17 protein-coding genes and 3 pseudogenes are annotated in these 20776 nt (G+C 68.8%); 10 read left to right on the forward strand and 10 right to left on the reverse strand.

Translation table 11 applies throughout. The features are described from left to right. The 4 genes and pseudogenes from QSK05_RS33470 to QSK05_RS33490 all read left to right on the forward strand — a co-directional run. Positions 1 to 320: pseudogene (locus tag QSK05_RS33470) on the forward strand (hypothetical protein); the annotation flags it as partial. A gap of 601 nt (positions 321 to 921) precedes the next feature. Further along, positions 922 to 1291: pseudogene (locus tag QSK05_RS33475) on the forward strand (ABC transporter substrate-binding protein); the annotation flags it as partial. Between the two features lie 2 nt (positions 1292 to 1293). Further along, positions 1294 to 1626: pseudogene (locus QSK05_RS33485) on the forward strand (ABC transporter permease); the annotation flags it as partial. Continuing rightward, complete coding sequence (locus QSK05_RS33490; RefSeq protein WP_285601426.1) at positions 1626 to 2468, forward strand: ABC transporter ATP-binding protein; 843 nt, start codon at positions 1626 to 1628, stop codon at positions 2466 to 2468. The pseudogene QSK05_RS33485 and the gene QSK05_RS33490, both read left to right, overlap by 1 nt. Here QSK05_RS33490 and QSK05_RS33495 read toward each other — a convergent pair. After that, entirely contained in the window at positions 2428 to 3039 is a 612-nt protein-coding gene (locus tag QSK05_RS33495; protein WP_285601427.1) for a DUF1349 domain-containing protein, read from the reverse strand. The two genes, QSK05_RS33490 and QSK05_RS33495, sit on opposite strands and share 41 nt — an antisense overlap. A 29-nt stretch (positions 3040 to 3068) precedes the next feature. After that, a complete protein-coding gene (locus tag QSK05_RS33500; protein WP_285601428.1) occupies positions 3069 to 6998 on the reverse strand; it encodes an amidase family protein in 3930 nt (1309 codons plus the stop codon). Positions 6999 to 7136: 138 nt separating this feature from the next. Here QSK05_RS33500 and QSK05_RS33505 point away from each other — a divergent pair, with 138 nt between their 5' ends. From QSK05_RS33505 to QSK05_RS33515, 3 genes are all read left to right on the forward strand, one after another. Next, positions 7137 to 7781, forward strand: a complete 645-nt coding sequence (locus QSK05_RS33505) for a TOPRIM nucleotidyl transferase/hydrolase domain-containing protein (protein ID WP_285601429.1) — start codon at positions 7137 to 7139, stop codon at positions 7779 to 7781. A gap of 62 nt (positions 7782 to 7843) precedes the next feature. Continuing rightward, on the forward strand, positions 7844 to 8377 hold the full coding sequence (locus QSK05_RS33510) for a YbhB/YbcL family Raf kinase inhibitor-like protein (RefSeq protein ID WP_285601430.1): 534 nt from the start codon (positions 7844 to 7846) through the stop codon (positions 8375 to 8377). A gap of 160 nt (positions 8378 to 8537) precedes the next feature. Continuing rightward, positions 8538 to 9011: a hypothetical protein gene (locus QSK05_RS33515; protein WP_285601431.1), complete on the forward strand. Its 474-nt coding sequence runs from the start codon at positions 8538 to 8540 to the stop codon at positions 9009 to 9011. Here the strand turns inward: QSK05_RS33515 and QSK05_RS33520 are convergent, their stop codons facing one another. Beyond that, complete coding sequence (locus QSK05_RS33520; RefSeq protein ID WP_285601432.1) at positions 9012 to 10208, reverse strand: glycoside hydrolase family 53 protein; 1197 nt, start codon at positions 10206 to 10208, stop codon at positions 9012 to 9014. Between the two features lie 141 nt (positions 10209 to 10349). On the opposite strand from QSK05_RS33520, the gene QSK05_RS33525 reads away from it, so the two are divergent. Together QSK05_RS33525 and QSK05_RS33530 are read left to right on the forward strand one after the other, a co-directional pair. Next, positions 10350 to 11405 (forward strand): LacI family DNA-binding transcriptional regulator, encoded by a 1056-nt coding sequence (locus QSK05_RS33525; RefSeq protein ID WP_285601433.1) that lies wholly within the window; start codon positions 10350 to 10352, stop codon positions 11403 to 11405. 163 nt (positions 11406 to 11568) lie between these two features. Further along, the gene (locus tag QSK05_RS33530) at positions 11569 to 12681 is read left to right on the forward strand and encodes a glycoside hydrolase family 53 protein (protein WP_285601434.1); all 1113 of its coding nucleotides are present in this window, start codon (positions 11569 to 11571) and stop codon (positions 12679 to 12681) included. Positions 12682 to 12723: 42 nt separating this feature from the next. On the opposite strand, the gene QSK05_RS33535 is transcribed toward QSK05_RS33530, so the two are convergent. The 3 genes from QSK05_RS33535 to QSK05_RS33545 form a co-directional block, all read right to left on the reverse strand. Next, the gene (locus QSK05_RS33535) at positions 12724 to 14880 is read right to left on the reverse strand and encodes a putative bifunctional diguanylate cyclase/phosphodiesterase (RefSeq protein WP_285601435.1); all 2157 of its coding nucleotides are present in this window, start codon (positions 14878 to 14880) and stop codon (positions 12724 to 12726) included. A gap of 19 nt (positions 14881 to 14899) precedes the next feature. Continuing rightward, positions 14900 to 15706 carry an SAM-dependent methyltransferase gene (locus QSK05_RS33540; RefSeq protein ID WP_285601437.1) on the reverse strand — a complete coding sequence of 269 codons (807 nt, stop codon included), beginning with the start codon at positions 15704 to 15706 and terminating at the stop codon, positions 14900 to 14902. Positions 15707 to 15841: 135 nt separating this feature from the next. After that, on the reverse strand, positions 15842 to 16405 hold the full coding sequence (locus QSK05_RS33545; RefSeq protein WP_285601438.1) for a hypothetical protein: 564 nt from the start codon (positions 16403 to 16405) through the stop codon (positions 15842 to 15844). Positions 16406 to 16491: 86 nt separating this feature from the next. Between QSK05_RS33545 and QSK05_RS33550 the strand changes: the two genes are divergently transcribed. Further along, positions 16492 to 17157, forward strand: coding sequence for a pentapeptide repeat-containing protein (locus QSK05_RS33550; RefSeq protein WP_285601439.1), 666 nt, complete (start codon positions 16492 to 16494; stop codon positions 17155 to 17157). 60 nt (positions 17158 to 17217) lie between these two features. Here the strand turns inward: QSK05_RS33550 and QSK05_RS33555 are convergent, their stop codons facing one another. From QSK05_RS33555 to QSK05_RS33570, 4 genes are all read right to left on the reverse strand, one after another. Further along, entirely contained in the window at positions 17218 to 17724 is a 507-nt protein-coding gene (locus tag QSK05_RS33555) for a DinB family protein (RefSeq protein WP_285601440.1), read from the reverse strand. Positions 17725 to 17862: 138 nt separating this feature from the next. Continuing rightward, positions 17863 to 18516: a methionine ABC transporter permease gene (locus tag QSK05_RS33560; protein ID WP_285601441.1), complete on the reverse strand. Its 654-nt coding sequence runs from the start codon at positions 18514 to 18516 to the stop codon at positions 17863 to 17865. Continuing rightward, a complete protein-coding gene (locus QSK05_RS33565) occupies positions 18513 to 19568 on the reverse strand; it encodes a methionine ABC transporter ATP-binding protein (protein WP_285601442.1) in 1056 nt (351 codons plus the stop codon). Before QSK05_RS33565 ends, QSK05_RS33560 begins: the two co-directional genes overlap by 4 nt. Beyond that, the gene (locus QSK05_RS33570; RefSeq protein ID WP_285601443.1) at positions 19555 to 20532 is read right to left on the reverse strand and encodes a MetQ/NlpA family ABC transporter substrate-binding protein; all 978 of its coding nucleotides are present in this window, start codon (positions 20530 to 20532) and stop codon (positions 19555 to 19557) included. The genes QSK05_RS33565 and QSK05_RS33570 overlap by 14 nt, the downstream gene beginning before the upstream one ends. Positions 20533 to 20776: the final 244 nt, after the last annotated feature.

Here is a 20776-nt window from a genome sequence, read left to right on the forward strand (position 1 = left end):
CCTTCGCCAAAGGTGGAAAGTCCTGCCCCTGCAACCTTGTCCCGCTGTGCCGATTCCACCATCGCCTCAAGACCCACGCAGCCTGGACACCGCGCCTGACCCGCCCCGACGAGCCCTATCCAGAAGGGACCATCGAATGGCGCAGCCGCCTGGGCCAGCACCACATCGAGATTCCCGAACCGCTACCCGGCGAACCCGACCGCGCCACCCGGGACCGCATCCGTCAGGAGGAATGGCAGCAAGAACTACGGCGCGTCGACCCCCGTGACCGCCCGGACCCGGCGGTCCCCGAGCAGTACGGGGGAGAACCGCCCTTCTGAGGGTGCCACCGGAAGATCACGTGAATCCGGTGACTATCTCTGTGGTCATGGATTTCGCGGATACGTGAGGGTGTCGACGGTGAGGTAGGTGGTGGGACAGGTAGTGACGTGGTCGACGTGGTCGACGTGGTCGAGTTCCCGCACGCTGGTCCTTCGGCTCGGACGGACGGCGGCCTGGTTGCTTCGGGGCGGGCTGCCGGCTGTGCCGGTACACGGACGGGCGTCGCGATGCACCTCGTCCAGCCCCTCTGTCGTATGAAGGACTCTGCGGGATTCTTCCGGCGCGGGCGTCCCGGGCACCCGGGCCTGGACTATTCTGCTGACTCCGCTAAAAGTGCTGAAGCAGTTCGTGATTCGATCAGTGAAGAGCTGGCAACCGTAGCTTCCACGAAAGCGTCAACCATCCACACCAGGGTAACAAGTCCCTTTTGTCGCCCAGTGGTCGGGAAAATCGTTGACTTGATTGTCGACAACCGACTTGGGTGAGTGATCGGCAACTGGGTTCGCTGTGGCAAGAACGCTGTGGCAAGAACGCTGTGGCAAGAACGCTATGGCAAGAACGCTATGGCAAGAACAGAGCCGTACAACTGAGGAGCCGGCGATGCGCAGACCGTTCCGGGGATCGATCGTGCTGTTCGTCGCGGCGCTGACATTGGCCGCCTGCGGGGGATCCGACGAGTCGTCCGAACCGGGCGGCACGACGACTGTGAAGGTGGGCCTGGTGCCCATTCTCGACGTTGCCCCCGTCTACCTGGGGGTTGAACAGGGATTCTTCGAGAAACAAGGGCTGAAGCTCGAACTGCAGACCGCCCAGGGTGGAGCCGCCATCGTGCCCGGGGGTGGTGAGTGGTCAGTACGATTTCGGTTTCAGTAACACCACGTCACTGCTGGTCGCCGCCTCGCAGGGGCTTCCGCTGAAGGTGGTCGGCGAGGGGGTGGCCTCGACCGGCGAGAAGGGCAAGGACTTCGGCGGCTGCTGGACACGGCCCGCAGCTACGGGTTCCGCCGGGTGACACTGCTGCGTGCCGTGGTGCTGCGCGCCGTGAGCCCACAGATCGCGGCCGGGGCCCGGCAGGCGCTGTTGATCGCGGTGATCCTCATGGTGATCAGTGAGCTGTTCGGTGCCAATCACGGCCTGGGTGCGTCGGTCGTGCAGTTCCAGCGGGGTTTCGCCATACCGCAGATGTGGACGGGCATCATCGTGCTCGGTCTGCTCGGGGTGGCGCTGTCCGTGATCTTCCGCATCGTCGAACATCGCGCGCTGGCCTGGTACCGGGGCCAGCGGCAGGCAGATCGGGGAGTCTGATGGCCGGCGGAACTCATGAGAGCAAGTCCGAGACCGCCCTGGATATAAGGAAACTCAGCAAGATCTACGACGGGCACGGTCGGCGGGTGGAGGCGATCCGGGAGCTGAGTTTCACCGTCCGCCGGGGCGAGCTGCTCACCGTGGTCGGGCCCTCGGGTGCCGGCAAGACCACGCTGCTGAGGTGTATCTGCGGTCTGCTGGAGCCCACGGGTGGTGAGGTGCTGCTCGACGGGGTGAAGGTCATCGGGCCGCCGCGGGACCTGGCCATGGTGTTCCAGGAATACGGCCGCAGCCTGTTTCCCTGGATGACGGTGCGGCAGAACGTGGAACGTCCGCTCATCGAGAAAGGTCTGGGCCGGGCCGAGCGCCGGGCCGTGGTGAGCGACGCCCTGGCCGCGGTGGGGCTGCTGGACAGCCACGACGCGCATCCCTGGCAGCTGTCCGGCGGCATGCAGCAGCGGGTCGCGATCGCCCGGGCCGTCGCCTACCGGCCGGGCGTGCTGGTGATGGACGAGCCGTTCGCCGCGGTCGACGCGCAGACTCGCGCCGATCTGGAAGACCTGGTGCGGGGCCTGTGGCGGCACCTGGGGGTCACGATCGTCTTCGTCACCCACGACATCGACGAGGCGGTCTACCTGGGTGAGCGGGTGCTGGTGCTGTCGGACCGGCCCACGGTACTTCTCCAGGACGTCACCGTGGACCTGCCCGACGAGCGCGACCAGCTCACCACCCGCTCCGACGCCCGGTTCGCGACGTTGCGGGCGCAGGTGTACCGGCTGATCCAGCAGGCGAAGGAGGGGGTCAGGAGCCGTCCCGCAGATTCTCCAGCCGAACGTCTGTGAAGGTGACCTCGTCGAACCTCACCCGGCAGCCCTCGCCTACCGGCGACTGGGCCAGGAACCCGATCCGCAGGTCGGCCATCGATCCCTCGGGGATGGCGAAATAGCGCACCATCGGCCAGGTCTTGCCGTCCAGGGAGGCATGGTAGGCGAATGCCCCGTCGATGCGCGAGACCCGTAGCCAGACCGACTCCCCGGCCACCACGAAGGCGTTCGAGTCGTCGGCGACGCCCCGGCAGACCACCGAGACCACCATCGGCTCACCGGCCGGGGAGTACTCGAAACAGAGCTTTCCCCAGTGCAGCTCGTCGAACCAGAGCACCAGGACACCGGCGTCGAAGTCGGCGGCGAAGTCCACGGTGACGCGGGCCGTGAGCTGGAAGTCGCCATCGGGGGCGGGAGCCAGCAGGGTGGCCGCGTCGTGCTTCGGCGCGGCCACACCTGCCGGGTCGACGAAGACGTCGGACCTCGGTAGCGCGGTGGTGCTGATCGACCCTCCGCCCGGCTCGAGATTCCAGTCCGAGCCGGGCGAGGGAACGAGGTGGAAGGGCGGTCCGGGAGTGTCGGGCGTCATGCCCGAATCCTTCCAGATCCGCTGACCCGTCAGTCCAGGGGTTCCTCGTCGACGAACCGCCGGATCACGTTCCCGGTGATCCGGGAGATCACCGGGTCCTTGCCCAGTGACCCGCACCAGGAACTCGCCCCGGTGGTGAACACCGCGCCGTCGGAGGGCGTGACCCGGTAGGTCATGTCGGCCCGCACGCCCGGGTCACCGGTCCGGGACAGGCCCTCACCGGTCGCGAGCACCAGCACGTCGGGCGAGGAGCCCAGTGCCGCGTCGTACCGGTCCACACAGTGGGCTCGTAGCTGACCGAAGATCTCCTCGCTGACGCCCTCGAGCACGAACGCGGCGCGGGGGTCGTCGGCGTCGGTCAGGCGGCGGAACCAGCCGGCCAGGTCGGGTCGCTGCGGGGTGGCACCGACGTTGAAGAACTTGTGGGTGGGGCGGCCGAGAGTGCCCCAGGCACCGCCCCGTTCACCGGAGTAGGCATGGGTCAGCTCGCCCGGCCGGGCGTCGGGCCGGCGCAGCTCCATCATCCACGGTCGCCGGTAGTCCACCGAGACCCGGGTGGAGAATCCGTCGGCCCCCAGGTACGCGAAACGTCCACCGGCGTTGACGTACTCCTCCACCGCGTCCAGCATCGTCGTGGTGTAGAGCGACGGGCGGCTGGTGGTGGCCACGGCCGCGTACGGGCGCAGTGCCGCGGTGCCCTGTTCGTGCAGCGTGTGGTCGGTGACCACCTCGTACGCGATGCCCTCGGAGTCCAGCCAGGCCAGCAGCTGCATGTCGGCGGCCAGGCGGCCGGTACCGGTCGAGCGCAGGTGCAGCAGCGGTCGCCGCAGCGACGCGTGGGTCTCACCGGTGTGGTGCCCGAACTGCGGGTGGTCGTGCAGGTAGAGGTCGGCATCGGTCACCACCGGCGGGGCCGGCTCGTCCTCGGCCGCCAGGTACGACAGCGTCGGCACGATCACCGCGAGCCGTGCCTCCTGCCACTCCGGCTCGACGAACAGGGGCAGCAGTTCGGTCTCGAACCCGGCTGCGCACAGCCGCACCACGTAGGCGCCGCTGCGCACCTCGTCGGAGACGTCGACCGTGAAGGAGACCGGCCAGCGGCAGTCGTCGAGGTCGGAGCGGTGGAAGTGAATGGCCGCCCACTGGTCCGGGCGGTGGGTGAACGAGTCCTGCATACCGTTCCACGACGACGAGGTGACGCCCCAGGCGGGCGCGTTCAGCGTCTGGGCGAACAGCGAGGGCACTTCTTCCCAGCTTCCGCTCTCCGAGCGCACCAGGGCCGGGATCTCGTGGTCCTTGATGCCCTCGTCACCGAGGTTGGCCGCCACGTCCCAGACCACCACGGCGGTCTCCTGCTCCCGGGCCGGCATGCGGCGCCGGGTGTTCTTGACCACGTCGGCGCCCGAGCTCCCGGACAGGGCCACCGGCGTCTCGATCTTGCCGTCGAAGGAGTCCGTCCAGAAGTCCCCGTCGGCCCGGGCGGCGAAGCGCACCGGCTGGTCGGTCATGGTCAGCGCCGCCCCGGCGGTGACGGTCGCCGGGATCAGGTTCACGCCGGAGGTCCAGCCCGAGCGCGGCGCGGGCACGGTGGCGACGGTGAACGAGCCCTGCTCGCCCGCCTCCACGGCCACCATGTACCAGACCCCATTCACCAGTGGCTTCTTGGCGGACGAGGTGGTGCCCACCGTGGTCAGCTGCGGGTATCCCTCCTGGTCGAGACCGAACCACCAGCCCTCCGGACCGTCCTGCGAGACCACCACCTGACGTCCGTTGCCGATCCCGGTGGGCATGAAGATGACGCTGAGCACGGAGATCTCGACCGGAAGCAGACCGGTGACGGCGCACGAGCCCAGCACCGTGCGCTGCGGGGTCACCTGGATCTCGCCGAACGAGGCGACCACCTCGGGGTCGCCGAGGGACACCAGGTCGGCGGAGACGGTCACCGGGTGGGTGGACGAGAGGTGCACGTCCACCCCCGTGCCCTGCTTCACGCCGAGCCGGTCGGTGTACCCGATGACGCGGGGCAGAGTGACGTCGGGCTCGATGGCCATCACGCCGGTGTCGTCGCCGGACACCCGGGGCCGCAGGCCTAGGGAGGCCAGACGGCGCAGGAGGATCTCGTGGAGCGCGGCCTCCTCGGTGGGGTAGCGGCGCACATCACTGAGGTCGTTCGGGAAACCGCGGCGCGCGGCCCGGCGGATCACCTGATAGCTCTCGCCCGGCTTGAGCGCGAGCACGGCCAGGGAGTCGGTGGCGGGGGCCTGGGCGATCTGGTCCAGGAGGTACCGCAGCCCGGGACTGGTGATCGTGAGCGGGGCCTTGCGGTGCTCCTCGAGCAGTTCCTCGCTGATGAGCGGACGAATGTGTTCCAGCGCCCGGGCAGCGAACAGTCCGTCGATCTCGGCGATGCGGTCACCGGGGGTGCGGGGCATGTGCGGCCTCTCTTCGGCGTTTTCTGGAGTCGTCGTGCCGGTCGGTGGGCGCGTCACGGGGAAGGTGACGCCGGGTTCGCAGACGAAACCACTGACGATGCTGCCGTCGTCGAGACGGACCGTGCCGAGGCTGAGGGGGGTGGGGAGTCCGGCCAGGAGCGGGGAGAGCGAGGCCGAGGGAAGGGCCCAGATCTCGGCGGTGACGCCCGAGGCCCCCGGTCGCCGCACCAGTCCGCTGCGGTGCACCACGTATTCCGGTGAGGTGCGCACCTCCCGGACGAATCGCGCCCCGTGGCGCGACAGTTCGCTCTCCGCGGCACCGCCCCGGCACAGGTCCCCGACGACGGCGATCTCGTGGTGCCCGGGCAGCCAGGCCTGCAGCGGTGCCAGGTCGGGGCGCAGCCGGGCGGCGACGTCGAGCAGTACCCGGTCGCTGAACGCGGGACCGATCAGCGTGACCCCGACCGGCTCGCTGACGTCGGTGTTCATCGGCATGGCGATGGCCGCCAGATCGAGCAGGTTCACGAAGTTCGTGTAGGTGCCGAGCCACGAGTTCACGCCGGCCGGGTCGCTGATCGCCTGCTGATGGGACGGGTGACCGGGCGCGGTCGGGGTGATGAGCACGTCGATGTGGTCCCACAGCGCGCTCGCCCGGGCAGCCATCGTCCGCTGGATCTGCAGGTCACGCAGCAACGCGACGTCGTAGGGCAGCCGGGCGCCGATCAGCTCGGCGATGTCGACCGGCACGATCGTGAACCGCTTCTGGTCGAGCCGCCGCTGCGCCCCCTCGAAGGCACTGCGCCAGGCCGGTGTCAGCGGGTCCAGTTCGCTGGGGGTGGGCACGCCGATGCGCACGTGGGCAGGGGCGGCGAGCGGCGCGTCGGCCGGCCAGGGGCGGCTGCCGGGCACGTCGAGGTGGTGTCGCACGAGCACGGCGAGTGCCTGCTCGGCGGTGTCCAGATCGCGGGCGTAGATGCTCATGGACTCGTAGCCGGGGGCGGAGAGCACCGCACCGGCGGCCGGGATCAGGCCCGGGGTCGGCCGTAGCCCGATGATGCCGTTGAAGGCGGCCGGGACTCGTCCCGACCCGCCCGCGTCGGTGCCGATGGAGATGTCCGTCAGCCCTCGCGCGACGGACACCGCTCCACCGGAGCCCCCGGCGATCAGGGTCGGGTCGGCCACCGACGACAGGTCGCCCGAGACGTCGCGACTGCCGATCGACAGCTGCCCCATGGTCGTCTTGCCCGCGATGAACGCACCCGCCTCCCGCAGGGCGGCCACGACCGGGGCGTCCACGTCGGGGGTGTACAACGGGCGTCCCGTGGTCGCGCTGGTGAGCAAACCGGCCACGTCGACGTTGTCCTTGACCGAGACCAGCCAGCCCCGTAGTGGTGCTCCGGGGAGCCGGCTGAGGCGCGTGAGTTCGGCCTCGGCCGCCTCTTCCCCGATCAGGATCGACCAGACTGTGCTGTCCGGGGCGGCACGGAGCGCCGCGAGCCGGTCCCGTGCTGACTCGATGTGTTCCATGCGATCTCGTGGTCCTCGGTGGCTCGGGGATCGGTGATGAGTGCCGCGATCTGCAATATCGGCAGGGGTTCCGGAGGCATTAGGCGAGCTTTTAACTGTGAGTAGCTTGAGCGCCCGGGTGGGTGAGAGAGTTCCGGCGTGCAGCCTGCCGAAGCCCTCGACCTGGCCGTCGCCACCGGTGCGGCCGCGGTGGTGCTGGTCGAGGGGGAGAGCGATCGGGCCGCGGTGGAGGCGACGGCCCGCCGCACGGGCGTCGACCTGGCTGCGCTGCACATCCTGGTGGTGTCGATGGGCGGGGCTTCGGGGATCGCCCACTTCGTCGGGCGGCTCGGCCCGGCGGGGCTGGGCCTGCCGCTGGCCGGGCTCTACGACGAGGCCGAGATCGGCTACGTGCGCCGGGGCCTGGAACGGGCGGGCTGGTTCCCCCGGTACCTGGGCTCGCGGCAGGACCTCTTCGAGGACGGGCCGGCCCGTGCGGACCTGGCCGCGCGGGGGTTCCACGCCTGCGTCACGGATCTTGAGGACGAGCTGATCCGGGCCCTGGGAGCGGACGCGGTGCTGGAGGTCGTCCGGGCCGAGGGGGACCTGGCGCGGTTCGAGACCTTCGCCCACCAGCCCGATCATCGTCGGGAGCCGGTCGAGGCCCAGCTGCACCGGTTTCTCGGTACCCGCTCCGGGCGCAAGATCCACTACCCGCCCCGCCTGCTCGAGGCGCTCCCGACGGGAGCGGAACCGCCGTGCCTGCTGGGCGTCCTCCAGGCAGTGGTGACTGAACCGGGATAATCGGACCTTCGCCCGGAGGAACGGGAGCCCATCATCCTGGGCTCATCCACGGAAGGAACGCCATGAACAGCAACGACCCCTTCGCCGGTCTGCCGGAGGTGCCGGGTTTCACGCTGACCAGCTCGACGGTCACCGACGGGGCGACCCTGCCGCCCGCGCAGTACTCCGGCGCCATGGGCGTGCCCGGTGGCGCCGATGTCTCCCCGCAGCTGAGCTGGTCGGGTGCCCCGGAGGGCACGAAGAGCTACGCGGTGACCGGGTACGACCCGGACGCGCCGACCATGTCGGGTTTCTGGCACTGGGCGGTCGCCGACATCGCGGCCTCGGTCACCGAACTGCCCGAGGGCGCCGGTGACGCCGACGGTTCCGGCCTGCCCGCAGGCGCTTTCCAGCTGCGCAACGACGCCGGGACGGCGCAGTTCATCGGGGCCGCCCCGCCGGCCGGCCACGGTCCGCACCGTTACGTCTTCACCGTGCACGCGCTGGGCGTCGAGAAGATCGAGGTGACCGCGCAGAGCACGCCCGCCTACCTCGGGTTCCTGGTCTCGGCGAACGTGCTGGCCCGGCAGAGCCTCGTGGTGACGGGCGAGATCTGAGCACGTAGGCGGGATCACGGTCCTGGTGCTGGGCGTCTTCCGTCAGACTTTCGGACGACGTCCACACCGGGCCCGCCGGTGCGACTTTTGCGGGACGCGGGCGCGCGGATCCCGCTGACAGGCTTCTCCTGCACCGAAAATGACCCTAGGAGAAGCGCCCGTGGACATCGCCCTGATCTTCCTGATCCTCTGCACGGCCGGGTACGCCGCGGTGATGGCCCTGCTGGTGGCCTGGCGACGCGGACACCGGCAGCCGGTGCGGACCGGTGCGCTCACCCTGGTGGCCGTGGCCGCGAGCTTCTTCGCCGCCGTCGGCCTGGCCCGCCTGGACATCTTCGCGATGATCGCCTTCATCGCCACGGCCACCGCGGTCAGCACCTACGGGGTGCTGCATCACGACCTCGGCCGTCGGCGCGCGGTGGCCACGGCGGTGGTCATGATGCTCGTGACCACCGCCGCGTCCTTGTTCATCTCCTACCTGGCGCCGATGGCCCTGGTCGCCACCGCGAGTACCTATCTGCTGGTGCGCGTGTGGATCAGCACACGGCAGGCCCTGATGATCATGTCGGCGGCGTTCGGCGGCCTGATCGTCCTGGGCGGTACGTTCTTCTACATCGGCGTGAGCAACATGTGATCAGGGCTTTCGGTAGGCCCTGATCGAGGGCAGGGCGCGGCCGGTGAAGTCGAACTGGGTGAGGTTGTCGTTCGACGCCTCGGCGCCGGGCTGCCAGCCCACGCCCGGAATCCATTCCGGCTCCCAGACCAGGAATCCCAGCCCGTTGCCACCCGGCACCCCCACCAGCACCTCGCGCAGGGCCTGGTAGAAGCCGGCCTGCCCGGCCGGGGTGGCCGGGAACCGGTCCAGGTCGGGCAGCACGGCGTCGGGGGTGACGATGTTGCCCCGGCCGTCGCCGTCCTCGAACGTCCATGGGTAGCTGACCTCAGCCAGCAGCACCGGTTTTCCGTATCGGGCCACCGAATCTTCGAGGTTGGCACGTAGATCCGCCAGCGAGCCGTGCCACATCGGGTAGTACGACTGACCGATGATGTCGAAAGGCACCTGCTGCGTGGTGATGTTGTCGAAGAACCAGCGGGTGTCGGCCAGCTTGCCGCCGCGGTCGATGTGCAGCATCACCTTCAGGGGGCGCCGGCCCGCACCCTGACGGGCACCGGCAATACCGGCCTTGAGCAGGGTGGCGAACTCCTCCCAGTGCTGGGAGCCGTCGGCCGGGTAGAGCTGCCCGACCGGCCAGAGGATCCCGGCGGTGATCTCGTTGCCCATCTGGAAGATGTCGACCGGCGTGCCCTGGGCGGCGAAATCCCGCACCAGATCCCGGGTGTAGGTGCGGACCTTCTCGGTCAGCCCGGCCAGGTCGGTGGGCCAGCCGGCCGGGATCGGCTGTTTGCTCGGATCGGCCCAGAAGTCGCAGTAGTGTGGGTCGAGCACGATCTTCAGCCCGGCCCGGTGGGCCCGCCGGGCCAGGGCCAGTGCCCGCTTCCGGTCGGTGTACCCGGCCGGCGGGTCGACCCACACCCGGATGCGCTGGTGGTTGGCCCCCGCGGCGGCGATGATCCGCTCGGCCGGGCGGACGCGGCCGGCCAGGTCGCGGTAGTGGACCCCGGCCTCCTCCAGCTGCGGAAGGAAGGACAGGTCGGCGCCGCGGATGCTCAGGGCGGTGTCTGCGTGGCCGGCTGTGCGACCGGCTGTACTGGCGGCATCGGCCGGGGACGCGGCGAAACCGGTGAGGGCTATCCCACCCACGGCGGCCAGGGCAGCTCTTCGGGACAGTCCTGATGCGGGGCTGGGCAGGGGAACGCTGGACGAGGGCATCGATGACCTCCGGGTGAACGTCACGGCACCGGTCTGGCACTGTGAGCGCTCACAGTCACGTGTGCACGACCGATTTGTCAACAGTTGAGAACCGGCACCGGCTATCGTGCAACGACATCAGTCGGTGAGGTGGGGAGCGGCATGTCGGACGGCGCGAGCGTGCACCCGAAGTCTCGGGGCGCTGCCCGCCGGGCGCAACGGCGTGGCCCGACGATGGAAGACGTCGCCGAGGTGGCCGGGGTGTCCCGGGGCACCGTGTCCCGGGTGCTGAACGGGGCCTTCCACGTCAGCCCGGAATCACAGGCCGCGGTGCGGGCGGCCATGCGGCAGACCGGGTACGTGGTCAATCAGAGTGCCCGCAGCCTGGTCACCCGGCGCTCGGGAGCGGTCGCCTTCGTGCTGTCCGAACCGCAGGACCGGCTGTTCGAGGACCCGGTCTTCAACGCGCTGCTGCGGGCCTGCACCCAGATCCTCGCCGAGGACGACTCCAGCCTGGTGCTGATGCTGGCGTCCACGCCGCAGGAACGCTCCCGGGTGATGCGGTTCGTCCAGGGCGGGCACGTCGACGGCGTGCTGCTGGTGTCCACGCACACCGGAGACCCGCTGGCCACCGAGCTGGACGCGGCCGGGCTGCCGGTGGTGGTCTGCGGCCGGCCTCCGGACGCCGGGCTGCGGATGCCCTACGTCGCGGCCGACGACCGCGGGGGAGCCCGGCTGATCACCCAGTACCTGATCGACCGGGGGCGCCACCGCATCGCCACGGTCGCCGGGCCGGACGACACGGCCGGCGGGGTGGAGCGGCTGGCCGGCTACCGCGACGTGCTCGGGTCCCGGGTGCCCGAGGGGGGCATCGTGCGGGCCACCGACTTCAGCATCGCCGCCGGGCACGCCGCGATGGCCGCGCTGCTGGCCGGATGTCCCGACCTGGATGCCGTTTTCGTCGCCTCCGACCTGCTGGCGGTGGGTGCTCTGGAGGCGCTGTACGAGGCCGGTCGGCGGGTGCCCGACGACGTGCTGGTCGGCGGGTTCGACGACTCGGCGATCGCCCCGGCGACCCGGCCCCCGCTCACCACCGTGCGGCAGCCACTGGCCCAGGTAGCGGCGGAGATGGTCGAGGTGCTGCGGCAGCTGATCGACGGGCGGCCGGCTTCCTCGCGGGTTCTCCCGACGACGCTGGTGCGGCGCGGCTCGGCCTGAGAGCCCGTTCTGAGCCTGTTCTGTGCTCGTCCGGTGCTCGTTCTGGGTTCGCCGGGGCTCGTCCGCCGGTCCCGTTGACTGTCCACTCTTGTCCGGAATGTCTGCCGCGTGAGACTGTGAGCGCTCACAGTCCGGTCCACCTCAAAGACGAGTGGAGCAGCAGATGAAGTTCAGGAACCTGGCGGGAACGGTGGCCGCGCTCGCCGCCCTGCTCACCGCCGGCATCACCGCACCGCCGACCGCCAGTGCGGCCAACAGTCTGACCATGCTCGGGGCCGACGTGTCCACGCTGCAACGCAGCAACGAGCTGGGGCTGAAGTTCTACAACGCCGCCGGCACGCAGCAGGACGCGCTCGACATCCTCAAGGCCAACGGCGTGAACTACGCCCGGCTCCGGGTCTGGAACAACCCCACCAGCGGATACAACAACGCCGCCAAGGTCGCGGCCTACGCGAAGACGGTGAAGGCCAAGGGGCTCAAGCTGCTGGTCGACTTCCATTACTCCGACACCTGGGCCGACCCCGGCAAGCAGGGCAAGCCGGCCGCGTGGGCCAGTCACAACATCGCCCAGTTGCAGACCGACGTCTACGACTACACCTACAACCTCTGCACCACGCTCAAGGCCCAGGGCACGACCCCGGACAGCGTGCAGATCGGTAACGAGATCAACGTCGGAATGCTCTGGAACGACGGCAAAGTCGTGAACAGTGACTTCACCAATCTGAGTCTGCTGCTGAAGGCCGGTTACAACGCGACCAAGGCCTGCAACAGCTCGACCCAGGTGATCATCCACACCGCGAACTCGGACAGCCTGACCAACGCCCGCTGGTTCTACGACGGGATCAAGGCCAAGGGCGTCAACTGGGACATCACCGGACTGTCGTACTACTGCATGTGGCACGGCACCCTGGCGAACCTCTACAACGTGATCACCGACATGCGCACGCGGTACTCCAAGCCGGTGGTCATCGCCGAGACGGCCTTCCCCTTCACCGCTTCCAACGCCGACAGCACCTCCAACTCGGTGACCTCGGCCACCTGTGAGGGGATCACCACCTCCTGGGCCGGGCAGGCCACCGAGTTCTCCTACGTACAGAACACCGCCCGCAACGCCGGGGCGATCGGTGTCTTCTACTGGGAACCGACCTGGTACGGGCCGAACGCGGGCAACGGCTGGGACCCGGCGAACATCGCCACGAGCGGGAACGGCTGGGACAACATGGCCACGTTCGACTGGACCGGCCACGTCAACCCGACGATCAAGTGGACGCCCTGAGCCTTCCTTGCTCCGTGCGTCCTTGCGCTCTGACCCTTGACCTCAGCGACGCACCTGAATCGTCGGCATGGGTGCGGTGTTCGGGGCGCTCCCGTTGCGCCGGGCCTGCGGGGGCGTGGGTTTGGCGGCGGGCCGGCGGGTCGCTGAGGGCTGGATGATGACGGGGGCGGGTCTGGCGTAGAACCAGCCCTGCCCCACGTCGCAGCCGATCTCCCGCACCTGCTGGTCCTGCTCCGCGGTCTCCACGCCCTCGGCCGTCACCAGCAGGTCGATGCTGTGGGCGAGCTCGACCAGCGTCTGCAGGATGCGCTGGTCGGTCGGCGACCAGGCCTGCCCGGCGCGGGAACTCTCCAGGAAGGCGCCGGCCAGTTTCAGCTCATGCCAGGGCAGGCGTCGCAGGGCCGCGAGATTGCTGTAACCGGTGCCGAAGTCGTCCATCACCAGACGAACCCCCATGTTCACCAAGGTGTCCAGTACCGCGACCGGCTCGGGATCGTCGAGGTTCATCACCACGCTCTCGGTGATCTCCACCCGCAGCATCGACGGCTCGATCTGGGCCAGGTCCAGCGCGCGCTTGATGTCGTTCAGGAACCGCGGCGAGTACAGCTGTCGCACACTGACATTGATGTTCACGGCGGGCCACGCACTGACCGCCATGTCGGCGCAGGCCCGGTCGAGCACCCAGCGCCCGATCGGCAGGATCGCGGCGTTCTCCTCGGCGATCCGGATGAACATGTCCGGCGACAGCGGCCCCATGTGCGGGTGGTTCCAGCGCAGCAGTGCCTCCACACTGTGCACGGCGCCGGTGTCCAGGCGCACCAGGGGCTGGTAGACCAGCGCCAGCTCACCACGCTCCACCAGACCCGGCAGCTGCATCGCCACCTGGAACTTCGTCAGCTGACCGGCCCGACGCTGAGGATCGTGCTCCACCACGCGGCCCTTGCCGGCCTCCTTCGCCGCATGCAGGGCCAGATCGGCCGCCTGCATGATCTCGGCCGAGTTGGCGCCCGCCGCAGCCAGTTCCACCACGCCGATGCTGGCGCCGACCTGCACGGGCAGCTGTCCGGTGACATTCAGCGGCTTCTTCAGCGCGGCCAGTAGTTCCTCGGCCACCGTCATCGGCCGCTGCTCTCCCCGACGACTGGACAGCAACGCCACGAACTCGTCGCCGGCCAGTCGCGCCACCAGCGCCCCGGAGGCTTGCGCGGCCTCGGCCAGACGTTCGGCCACGGCGATGAGCACCCGGTCGCCGACGATGTGGCCCCGCGAGTCGTTGACGAACTTGAACCCGTCCAGGTCGATGAACAGCACCGCCACCCGGTCGTCCGGACCGGGGTCGGCCACCGCACGATCCAGACGGCGCAGGAAGAGCACCCGGTTCGGCAGACCCGTCAGCGGATCGTGCGTGGCCTCGTGGCTGAGCTGCTCCTGCAGCGTGTGCCGCTCCGTGATGTCCTCGACCACCGCTACCTGGAACGCCGGCTCACCGTCGGGGTCGCGGATCAGGCTCACGCTCAGGTTGGTCCAGGCGACCTCGCCGTCCTTGCGGACGTACTGCTTCTCCATCCGGTACTCGTCGCTGCGTCCGGCGACCAGGTCGGCGTACGTCTCCCAGACGTCCTCGCCGTCCTCCGGGTGCGTGAACTGCTCGATCCGCATGCCGCGCATGTCGTCGAGCGTGAACCCGAGCATCCGCTGCAGCGATGCGTTCGCCTCGAGGATGTTGCCCTCGATGTCGCCGATCGCGATGCCCACCGGAGCCTGGTCGACCAGTCGCCGCCAGCGGGCCTCCGACTCGGACAGTGCCTGGGCGACCTCGTCGCGAGCCGCCGACGCGGCTTGGTGGATGGCTTCCTGGTGGGTCAGCAGTCGCTGCTGCACCGCCGAGGCGTGACCGGCCGCCAGCCCGCCCTGCATGAGCAGCAGCTGGCGCTCGCGATGCAGGTCTCCCACGTCCGGGGCGTACCGGGCCAGCACCATCACGGCCTGCCCGATCGCCCGGGGCGCGGTGAAGTGCGCGTCGGCCAGCATCCGGCCCAGCCGGCGGCCGGACTTCTCCGCATCGGCCGTCGGGGTCAGCCCGGCCAGTGTCACCATGGCCAGGCGCTCCGCGAGATGGGCGAAGTCCTGCCCCGCCAGCGGGTCGCCGGACTCACGCAGGGCCAGTTCCCAGTCCGCGCTCAGACGTTTCTGGCTCATCCGGGAAAAATGCTGCTGCTCATGGCTTCCGGCCGACTCCGGCCCATCCGGGGAAGCGCTCCGCGTCCTGGGTGGAGGAGGCTTCGTCCGGGCGCCAGCGGGTCAGCAGCTCGATGCCGGGCTCGACCAGGTCGTAGCCCTCGAAGAAGGTCGCGACCTCGTCCCGTCCTCGAAAACGCATCTGGCTGGTCGCGTTGCGATAGAGCTGCTTGAAGCCCTCCGTCTGCTCGGTGGGGTGCAGCTCGTGCGTGGCGTGACTGATCATCAGGTAGCTGCCCGTCGCGCTCCAGTCGCGGTAGTGCGCGATCAGTTCCGCGGGCTTGGCCTCGTCCGGAACGAAGTGCAGCAGGGCGTTCAGCAGCACCGCGGTCGGCTTCTGCGGGTCCAGCAACCCGAGCTGCTGCACCTCCTGGAGCAGCTCGGCGGGCCGGGTGAAGTCACCGGACAGCGCCGCTGCGCCGGTGTTGCCCTCGAGCAGCTGCTTGCTGTGCGCGACGGCGACCGGGTCGGTGTCGACATAGACGATCTTCGCGTCCGGGGCCAGCTCCTGCGCCACCTCGTGCACGTTGCCCACCGTCGGGATGCCCGAGCCGATGTCGAGGAACTGGCGCACGCCCTGGTCGATCAGGTAGGTGACCCCGCGCCGCAGGAACGCCCGGTTCGCGCGCATGATCTGGGGGAGTTCCGGCCACCCGGCGATCGCCTTCTCGGCCATCTCCCGGTCGGGCCCGAAATTGTGGAAGCCCCCGAGGTAGTAGTCGTACATCCGGGAGACGCTGGGACGGGTGAGGTCGATGTCATCGCCCACCCACTGCGGATTGGTCAAGCCGAGCCACCCATCAGCCGTGGCGTCGGGTGCCCAGGATCCGATGAGCCCAGGCCCCGAACGCAACCGAAGCGCATTCCGTACCGGACGGTACCAGAATCCGGTTAATGGGCGGTTTAGCTCGCTAATCGGACGCTAGCCGGACTCCAATGTATTGATGATGGGACTGAGGAGATCATTGAGTTCGCGGGTCAGGACCGACACCGCCCTCTGGGCCAGTTCCGCCAGTTCAGGCCCGGGTCGCTCCGGTGCCGGGGGCAGATCGGTGAGGGGCAACGGGGCGTCGACCAGGAGCACCGGACGCACGAACGGGAACCTCGCCAGCTCCTGCGGTGAGGGCGGCAGGTAATGCCCCAACACCGCCGGCCAGCTCTTCCACCCGCGGTCGTGCCCCCAGACCTGGGTCCGGGCCAGCGGCCCGGGCAGGGGGGAGACAAGCTGGACCCGGGCGATCAGCGACCCGTCCCACGCGTTGCGCTCGCAGATCACGCCCAGTACCCGTCGGTGGAACCGGACGTAGCCGGGATCGAGATAGGGAACGGTCGCCAGCCGCCAGGCGGTGCAGGCGAACGTCACCGGGGAGATGTCCCCGAAGCTGTCCGAGAAGACGGACTGCAACGCGGTGACGTGTGTGGCGTAGCGATCATCGTTCTCGCGGTCGTACTGCTGGTCGATCCACACGATGCTCGGGCTCGGCATGGTGTCACAGCGTAATACCGTTGTTACCCGGTCCCGGCCCGATCGACCGGCCGGGGCCTGTCAACGGCCCTGAATAGACTCGGTCGATGCCGTCCAGTGTGCGCGTCCGCAAGCCGAAGGCTCCCAGTCAGAAGCGGGCCCTGTCGCCGGCGGTCTCGCCCGACCACGATCTCGGCGACGAGCGAACCCTACGGGGAATTGGCTATCAGGGTTCGGATTTCAGTGGTCTGGAGCTGTACGGCTGCGACCTCGAGGAGTGCCGCCTGGCATCGGTGCGGCTGTCGTCGGTCTCGTTCGACCAGGTGATCATCTCGGACAGCGAACTGGAGCGCTCCGACCTGGCGAACGCTCAGTGCAACGATGTCTCACTGTTGCAGAGTCGGCTCGAGGGCTGTCGGCTGACGGGCTCGTCCTGGAGCTGCGGGCTATTGCGTGACGTGCTGCTGGTCGAGTGCCGGGTGGATCTGGCCCGGTTCCGCCAGAGCAAGCTGCGGTCGGTCGCGTTCCGGAACTGCACCATGCAGCAGGTGGACTTTCAGTGGGCCGAGCTGAGCCACGTCGAGTTCGTCGGCTGTGACCTGTCGGGCGCCCAGTTCGCGAACGCGACCATGTCGAACGTGGTGTTCACGGACTGCGCACTGCACGACGTCGGGGGTGTGAGTGGACTCAAGGGTGCGACGGTGCAGGAGGGTGACCTGGTCTCCCTGGCACCGAGCCTGGCCCGGGAACTGGGCATCTCGATCGACTTCTGATGCACCCACGCTGAATTTTCTTCACCTCAGCCACAGCGGTGTCATCCACGAGACGGCGACCTATTCACCGGTGCACCCGTCGACGGCCTCACGGATCAGGTCGGCGTGGCCGTTGTGCCGGGCGTACTCGTCGACGAGGTGCAGCAGTACCCACCGCAGTGTGAGGGTGCGGCCGTTCACCGGATGGGTGACCGTGTGGTCGAGGGCCATCTCTGCGGCGATCCTGCGCGAGTGATCGACCTGGGCCTGCCATACCGCCATGGCACTTGTGCCGGTCGCCCCGGCAAGGTGGGTGAACTCCTCATCGGCTTGGTCGGTTTCGGTGAAGAGCTCAGGTGGTGACCCGCCGGCCAGAACGACCTGGAAATACCAGCGCTCGACCGCTGACAGGTGTCGGAGTAAGCCCATCAGGGTGAGCTGCGAGCTGGGCACGGTGCGGCGCCGCAGGTTCTCGTCGCTCAGGCCCGAGCACTTGCGGATCAGTGAGGCACGGTGGAAATCCAGGAAGCCGATCAGGAGGGCCCGCTCGTCCGCGCTGTCGGACAGGTCCCAGCGTGAGTCGTCCATGCGACACATCATGACGGTTGCTCGCCCCGTGCGGCGAGGACGGTGAGGCGACGGATGACGTCGGATTGCGACGGGTGGCGTCGGGTGGCGTCGGATCCGGAGGCAGCCTGATGGGCCTTCGGCTGCCTCCGGATCCGGTCAGCGACGCAGGGCCTTTCGGGCCAGGTAGTTGCCGAGGAACTGCCCGGCCTGGACCAGGATGATCATGGCGGCGACGCTGATGTACACGACCGGCCAGTTGTAGCGCTGCGAGCCGTAGGTGATGGCGAAGTCGCCGATGCCACCACCCCCGAACAGGCCGGCCTGGGCGGACATGTCGACGATCGCCACGAAAATGAACGTGTAGCCCAGGATCAGCGGGCCGAGAGCTTCGGGCACGAGCACGGTCAGCAGGATGCTCACCGGCCCGGCGCCGACTGCCCGGGCCGCCTCGATGACGCCCGGGTTCACCGTGAGCAGGTTCTGCTCGACGATGCGGCTCACCGCGAACGCCGCCGAGAGCGACAGGGCGAACGTCACCGCGTTGGTGCCGATCGTCGTGCCGATCGCGGTGAGCATCAGCGGCTGGATGGCCACCAGGAAGATCACGAACGGGATCGGGCGCACGATGTTCACCAGCACGTTCAGCAGGATGAACACCGGTCGGTTGGACAGCAGGTTGCCCGGCCGGGTGGCGTAGAGCACCAGGCCGAGCAGCAGCCCGATCAGGCCACCGACGACGACGGAGATCGAGACGATGAAGAACGTCTGGCCGATGGCCGTCTGGAAGACTTCCCAGTCGAAGTCGTTCACCGTGACGCCTCCTCGTGCTCGTCGAGGTCGAAACCGTCGGCCCGCAACTGCTTCAGCACCTCATCGACAGATCCGTCAGTACCGGTCAGGGAATAGGTCAGGCTACCCACCGGCCGGTCCTGCAGCTCGCTGATGCCGCCGAACACCAGATCGGCCGTGACGTCCCGCTGGAGAAAGGCCGCCGACAGCGAGTTCTGGAACGCGGGCCGGTCCTGCACCCGCACCGTCACCAGCCGGCCCGGGTGCGAGACCCGCAGCCGCTCCAGGGTGGCCGGCGAGGGCCGGTCGCGCAGCGTGCTGCTGACGAACCGGGTGGCCTCGGGTGTCTTCGGCGCGGCGAAGATGTCGTACGCGCTGCCGCTCTCGACCACGTGACCGGAGTCGATCACCGCGACCCGGTCGGCGATCTGCCGGATCACGTCCATCTCGTGGGTGATGATGACGATCGTGATGCCCAGTTCGCGGTTCACCTGTTTGAGCAGGCTGAGCACGTCCTGGGTGGTCTCCGGGTCGAGTGCGCTGGTGGCCTCGTCGGCCAGCAGCAGCGAGGGATCGGTGGCCAGGGCCCGGGCGATGCCGACCCGCTGCTGCTGACCGCCCGAGAGCTGCTCGGGGTGGTCGTTGGCACGTTGCAGCAGACCGACGAAATCCAGTAGCCGCGCGACCTTCCGGTCTCGCTCGGGCTGCTTCACCCCGGCGACCTTCAGCGGGTAGGCCACGTTTCCGGCCACCGTGCGCGACCGGAACAGGTTGAACTGCTGGAAGATCATGCCGATGTCGCGCCGCACGTCCCGCAGCTGCCGCTCTCTCAGTCCGCTGATCACCCGGTCGCCGACCGTGATCCGCCCCGACGTGACCGGTTCCAGGCCGTTGATCAGCCGCACCAGCGTGCTCTTGCCCGCACCGGACTGGCCGATGATGCCGAAGATCTCGCCGCGGTGGATCTCGAGGTCGATCCCGCGCAGCACCTGCTGCGCGGGATCCTTGCGCCCGCGACCGGGAAAGGTCTTGGTCACATCCTCGAAGCGGACGTGGACGTCACTTGGCGGCACGCGCCTGTTCCTCCACCTTCGCCAGCTCGGCCTGCAGGTCGGCGGCGGAGGTGTCACGGAAGACCGCGGTACCGCCGTTGGCTTCCTGCACGCCCTTCTCGACCGACGGGTCGTGGTAGAGCTCGGCCAGTTTCAGGTAGGTGGGGTTGTCCTTGTCCTCCGCGCGGGCCGCGAAGATGTTGACGTACGGCGCGGCCACGTCGCTGGAGGGGTCGTCCTGGTAGATCGCCTCATCGGTCTTCAGGCCGGCGTCGGTGGCGAAGTTCTTGTTCACGATCGACGCGGCGGTGGAGCCGCTCTTCACCGCACCGGCGGTCTGCGACGCGTCCAGCGGCACGACCTCGATCTTGCTGGTGTCGATGTCGTCGACGCTGGAGAAGGCGCCGCCGCCGTCCTTCAGGGTGAGCAGGCCAGCTGCCTGGAGCACGAGCAGGCCCCGGGCCTCGTTGATCGTGTCGTTCGGGATGGCGATCTTGGCCTTGGCCGGGATGTCTTCGGGGGACGTGTACTTGGTGGAGTACAGCGGCAGCGGGTAGACCGCGGTCGTGCCGATCGGCTGGATCGTGTCCTTGCTGGTGACGTTGTAGTCCGCCAGGTACTGGATGTGCTGGAACTGGTTCAGGTCGGTCTGGACCTGCTTCAGCGCCGGGTTCGGCTGGCTGTAGTCACTGAAGTTGACCAGTTTGACGTCGACGTTCAGTTCCTTCTTGGCCAGGTCCTGGTACGTCTTCCAGTAGGCCTGCGAGGCGTCCGCGACACCGATGCTGACGGTCTGCGCCGTTCCTGCCACGCCGGCGGCGGTGTCGTCGTCATCGTCGCCGCCCGAGGTGACGGCGAAGGCGATGCCCGCGATCACGACGACCGCGGCGGCGGCACCGGCGATGATCGCCGTGCGGCGGTTGTTGCGCGGCTTGGCGGGAAGCTGGGGTTCGTTCGGCTCGGCCGGGGTGATGGGCTCGGACATGGTGAAGGCATCCTTGGGGGTCTGGGATGTGAGCAGGGGGCATCGGTTGGTCCGGACAGGTCATGTCAGGACAGGACGATGGTGGTTTCTGTTACGGGAGGTCTGCGGAGGCGTAACGGAACGGTGAGCCAGGGGTCAACGGGCCGGGCAGGACCCGGGCAGGACCCGGGAAAGCCGGGAGTACTGGCGGTTACGCGGAATCAGATCCGACAGAGCGAGCTGGCAACCCCGGCATGGTCGACCT

It is taken from the genome of Kineosporia sp. NBRC 101731 (assembly GCF_030269305.1).
Lineage (GTDB): Bacteria > Actinomycetota > Actinomycetes > Actinomycetales > Kineosporiaceae > Kineosporia.

Excerpts from the sequence above, each read along its gene's own strand:
- QSK05_RS33520 (WP_285601432.1), bottom strand. The coding sequence starts at position 10,208 with ATGCCCTCGTCCAGCGTTCCCCTGCCCAGCCCCGCATCAGGACTGTCC.
- QSK05_RS33495 (WP_285601427.1), bottom strand. The coding sequence starts at position 3,039 with ATGACGCCCGACACTCCCGGACCGCCCTTCCACCTCGTTCCCTCGCCC.
- QSK05_RS33510 (WP_285601430.1), top strand. The coding sequence starts at position 7,844 with ATGAACAGCAACGACCCCTTCGCCGGTCTGCCGGAGGTGCCGGGTTTC.
- QSK05_RS33500 (WP_285601428.1), bottom strand. The coding sequence starts at position 6,998 with ATGGAACACATCGAGTCAGCACGGGACCGGCTCGCGGCGCTCCGTGCC.
- QSK05_RS33545 (WP_285601438.1), bottom strand. The coding sequence starts at position 16,405 with ATGCCGAGCCCGAGCATCGTGTGGATCGACCAGCAGTACGACCGCGAG.
- QSK05_RS33490 (WP_285601426.1), top strand. The coding sequence starts at position 1,626 with ATGGCCGGCGGAACTCATGAGAGCAAGTCCGAGACCGCCCTGGATATA.
- QSK05_RS33535 (WP_285601435.1), bottom strand. The coding sequence starts at position 14,880 with ATGAGCCAGAAACGTCTGAGCGCGGACTGGGAACTGGCCCTGCGTGAG.
- QSK05_RS33530 (WP_285601434.1), top strand. The coding sequence starts at position 11,569 with ATGAAGTTCAGGAACCTGGCGGGAACGGTGGCCGCGCTCGCCGCCCTG.
- QSK05_RS33525 (WP_285601433.1), top strand. The coding sequence starts at position 10,350 with ATGTCGGACGGCGCGAGCGTGCACCCGAAGTCTCGGGGCGCTGCCCGC.
- QSK05_RS33550 (WP_285601439.1), top strand. The coding sequence starts at position 16,492 with ATGCCGTCCAGTGTGCGCGTCCGCAAGCCGAAGGCTCCCAGTCAGAAG.
- QSK05_RS33570 (WP_285601443.1), bottom strand. The coding sequence starts at position 20,532 with ATGTCCGAGCCCATCACCCCGGCCGAGCCGAACGAACCCCAGCTTCCC.
- QSK05_RS33555 (WP_285601440.1), bottom strand. The coding sequence starts at position 17,724 with ATGGACGACTCACGCTGGGACCTGTCCGACAGCGCGGACGAGCGGGCC.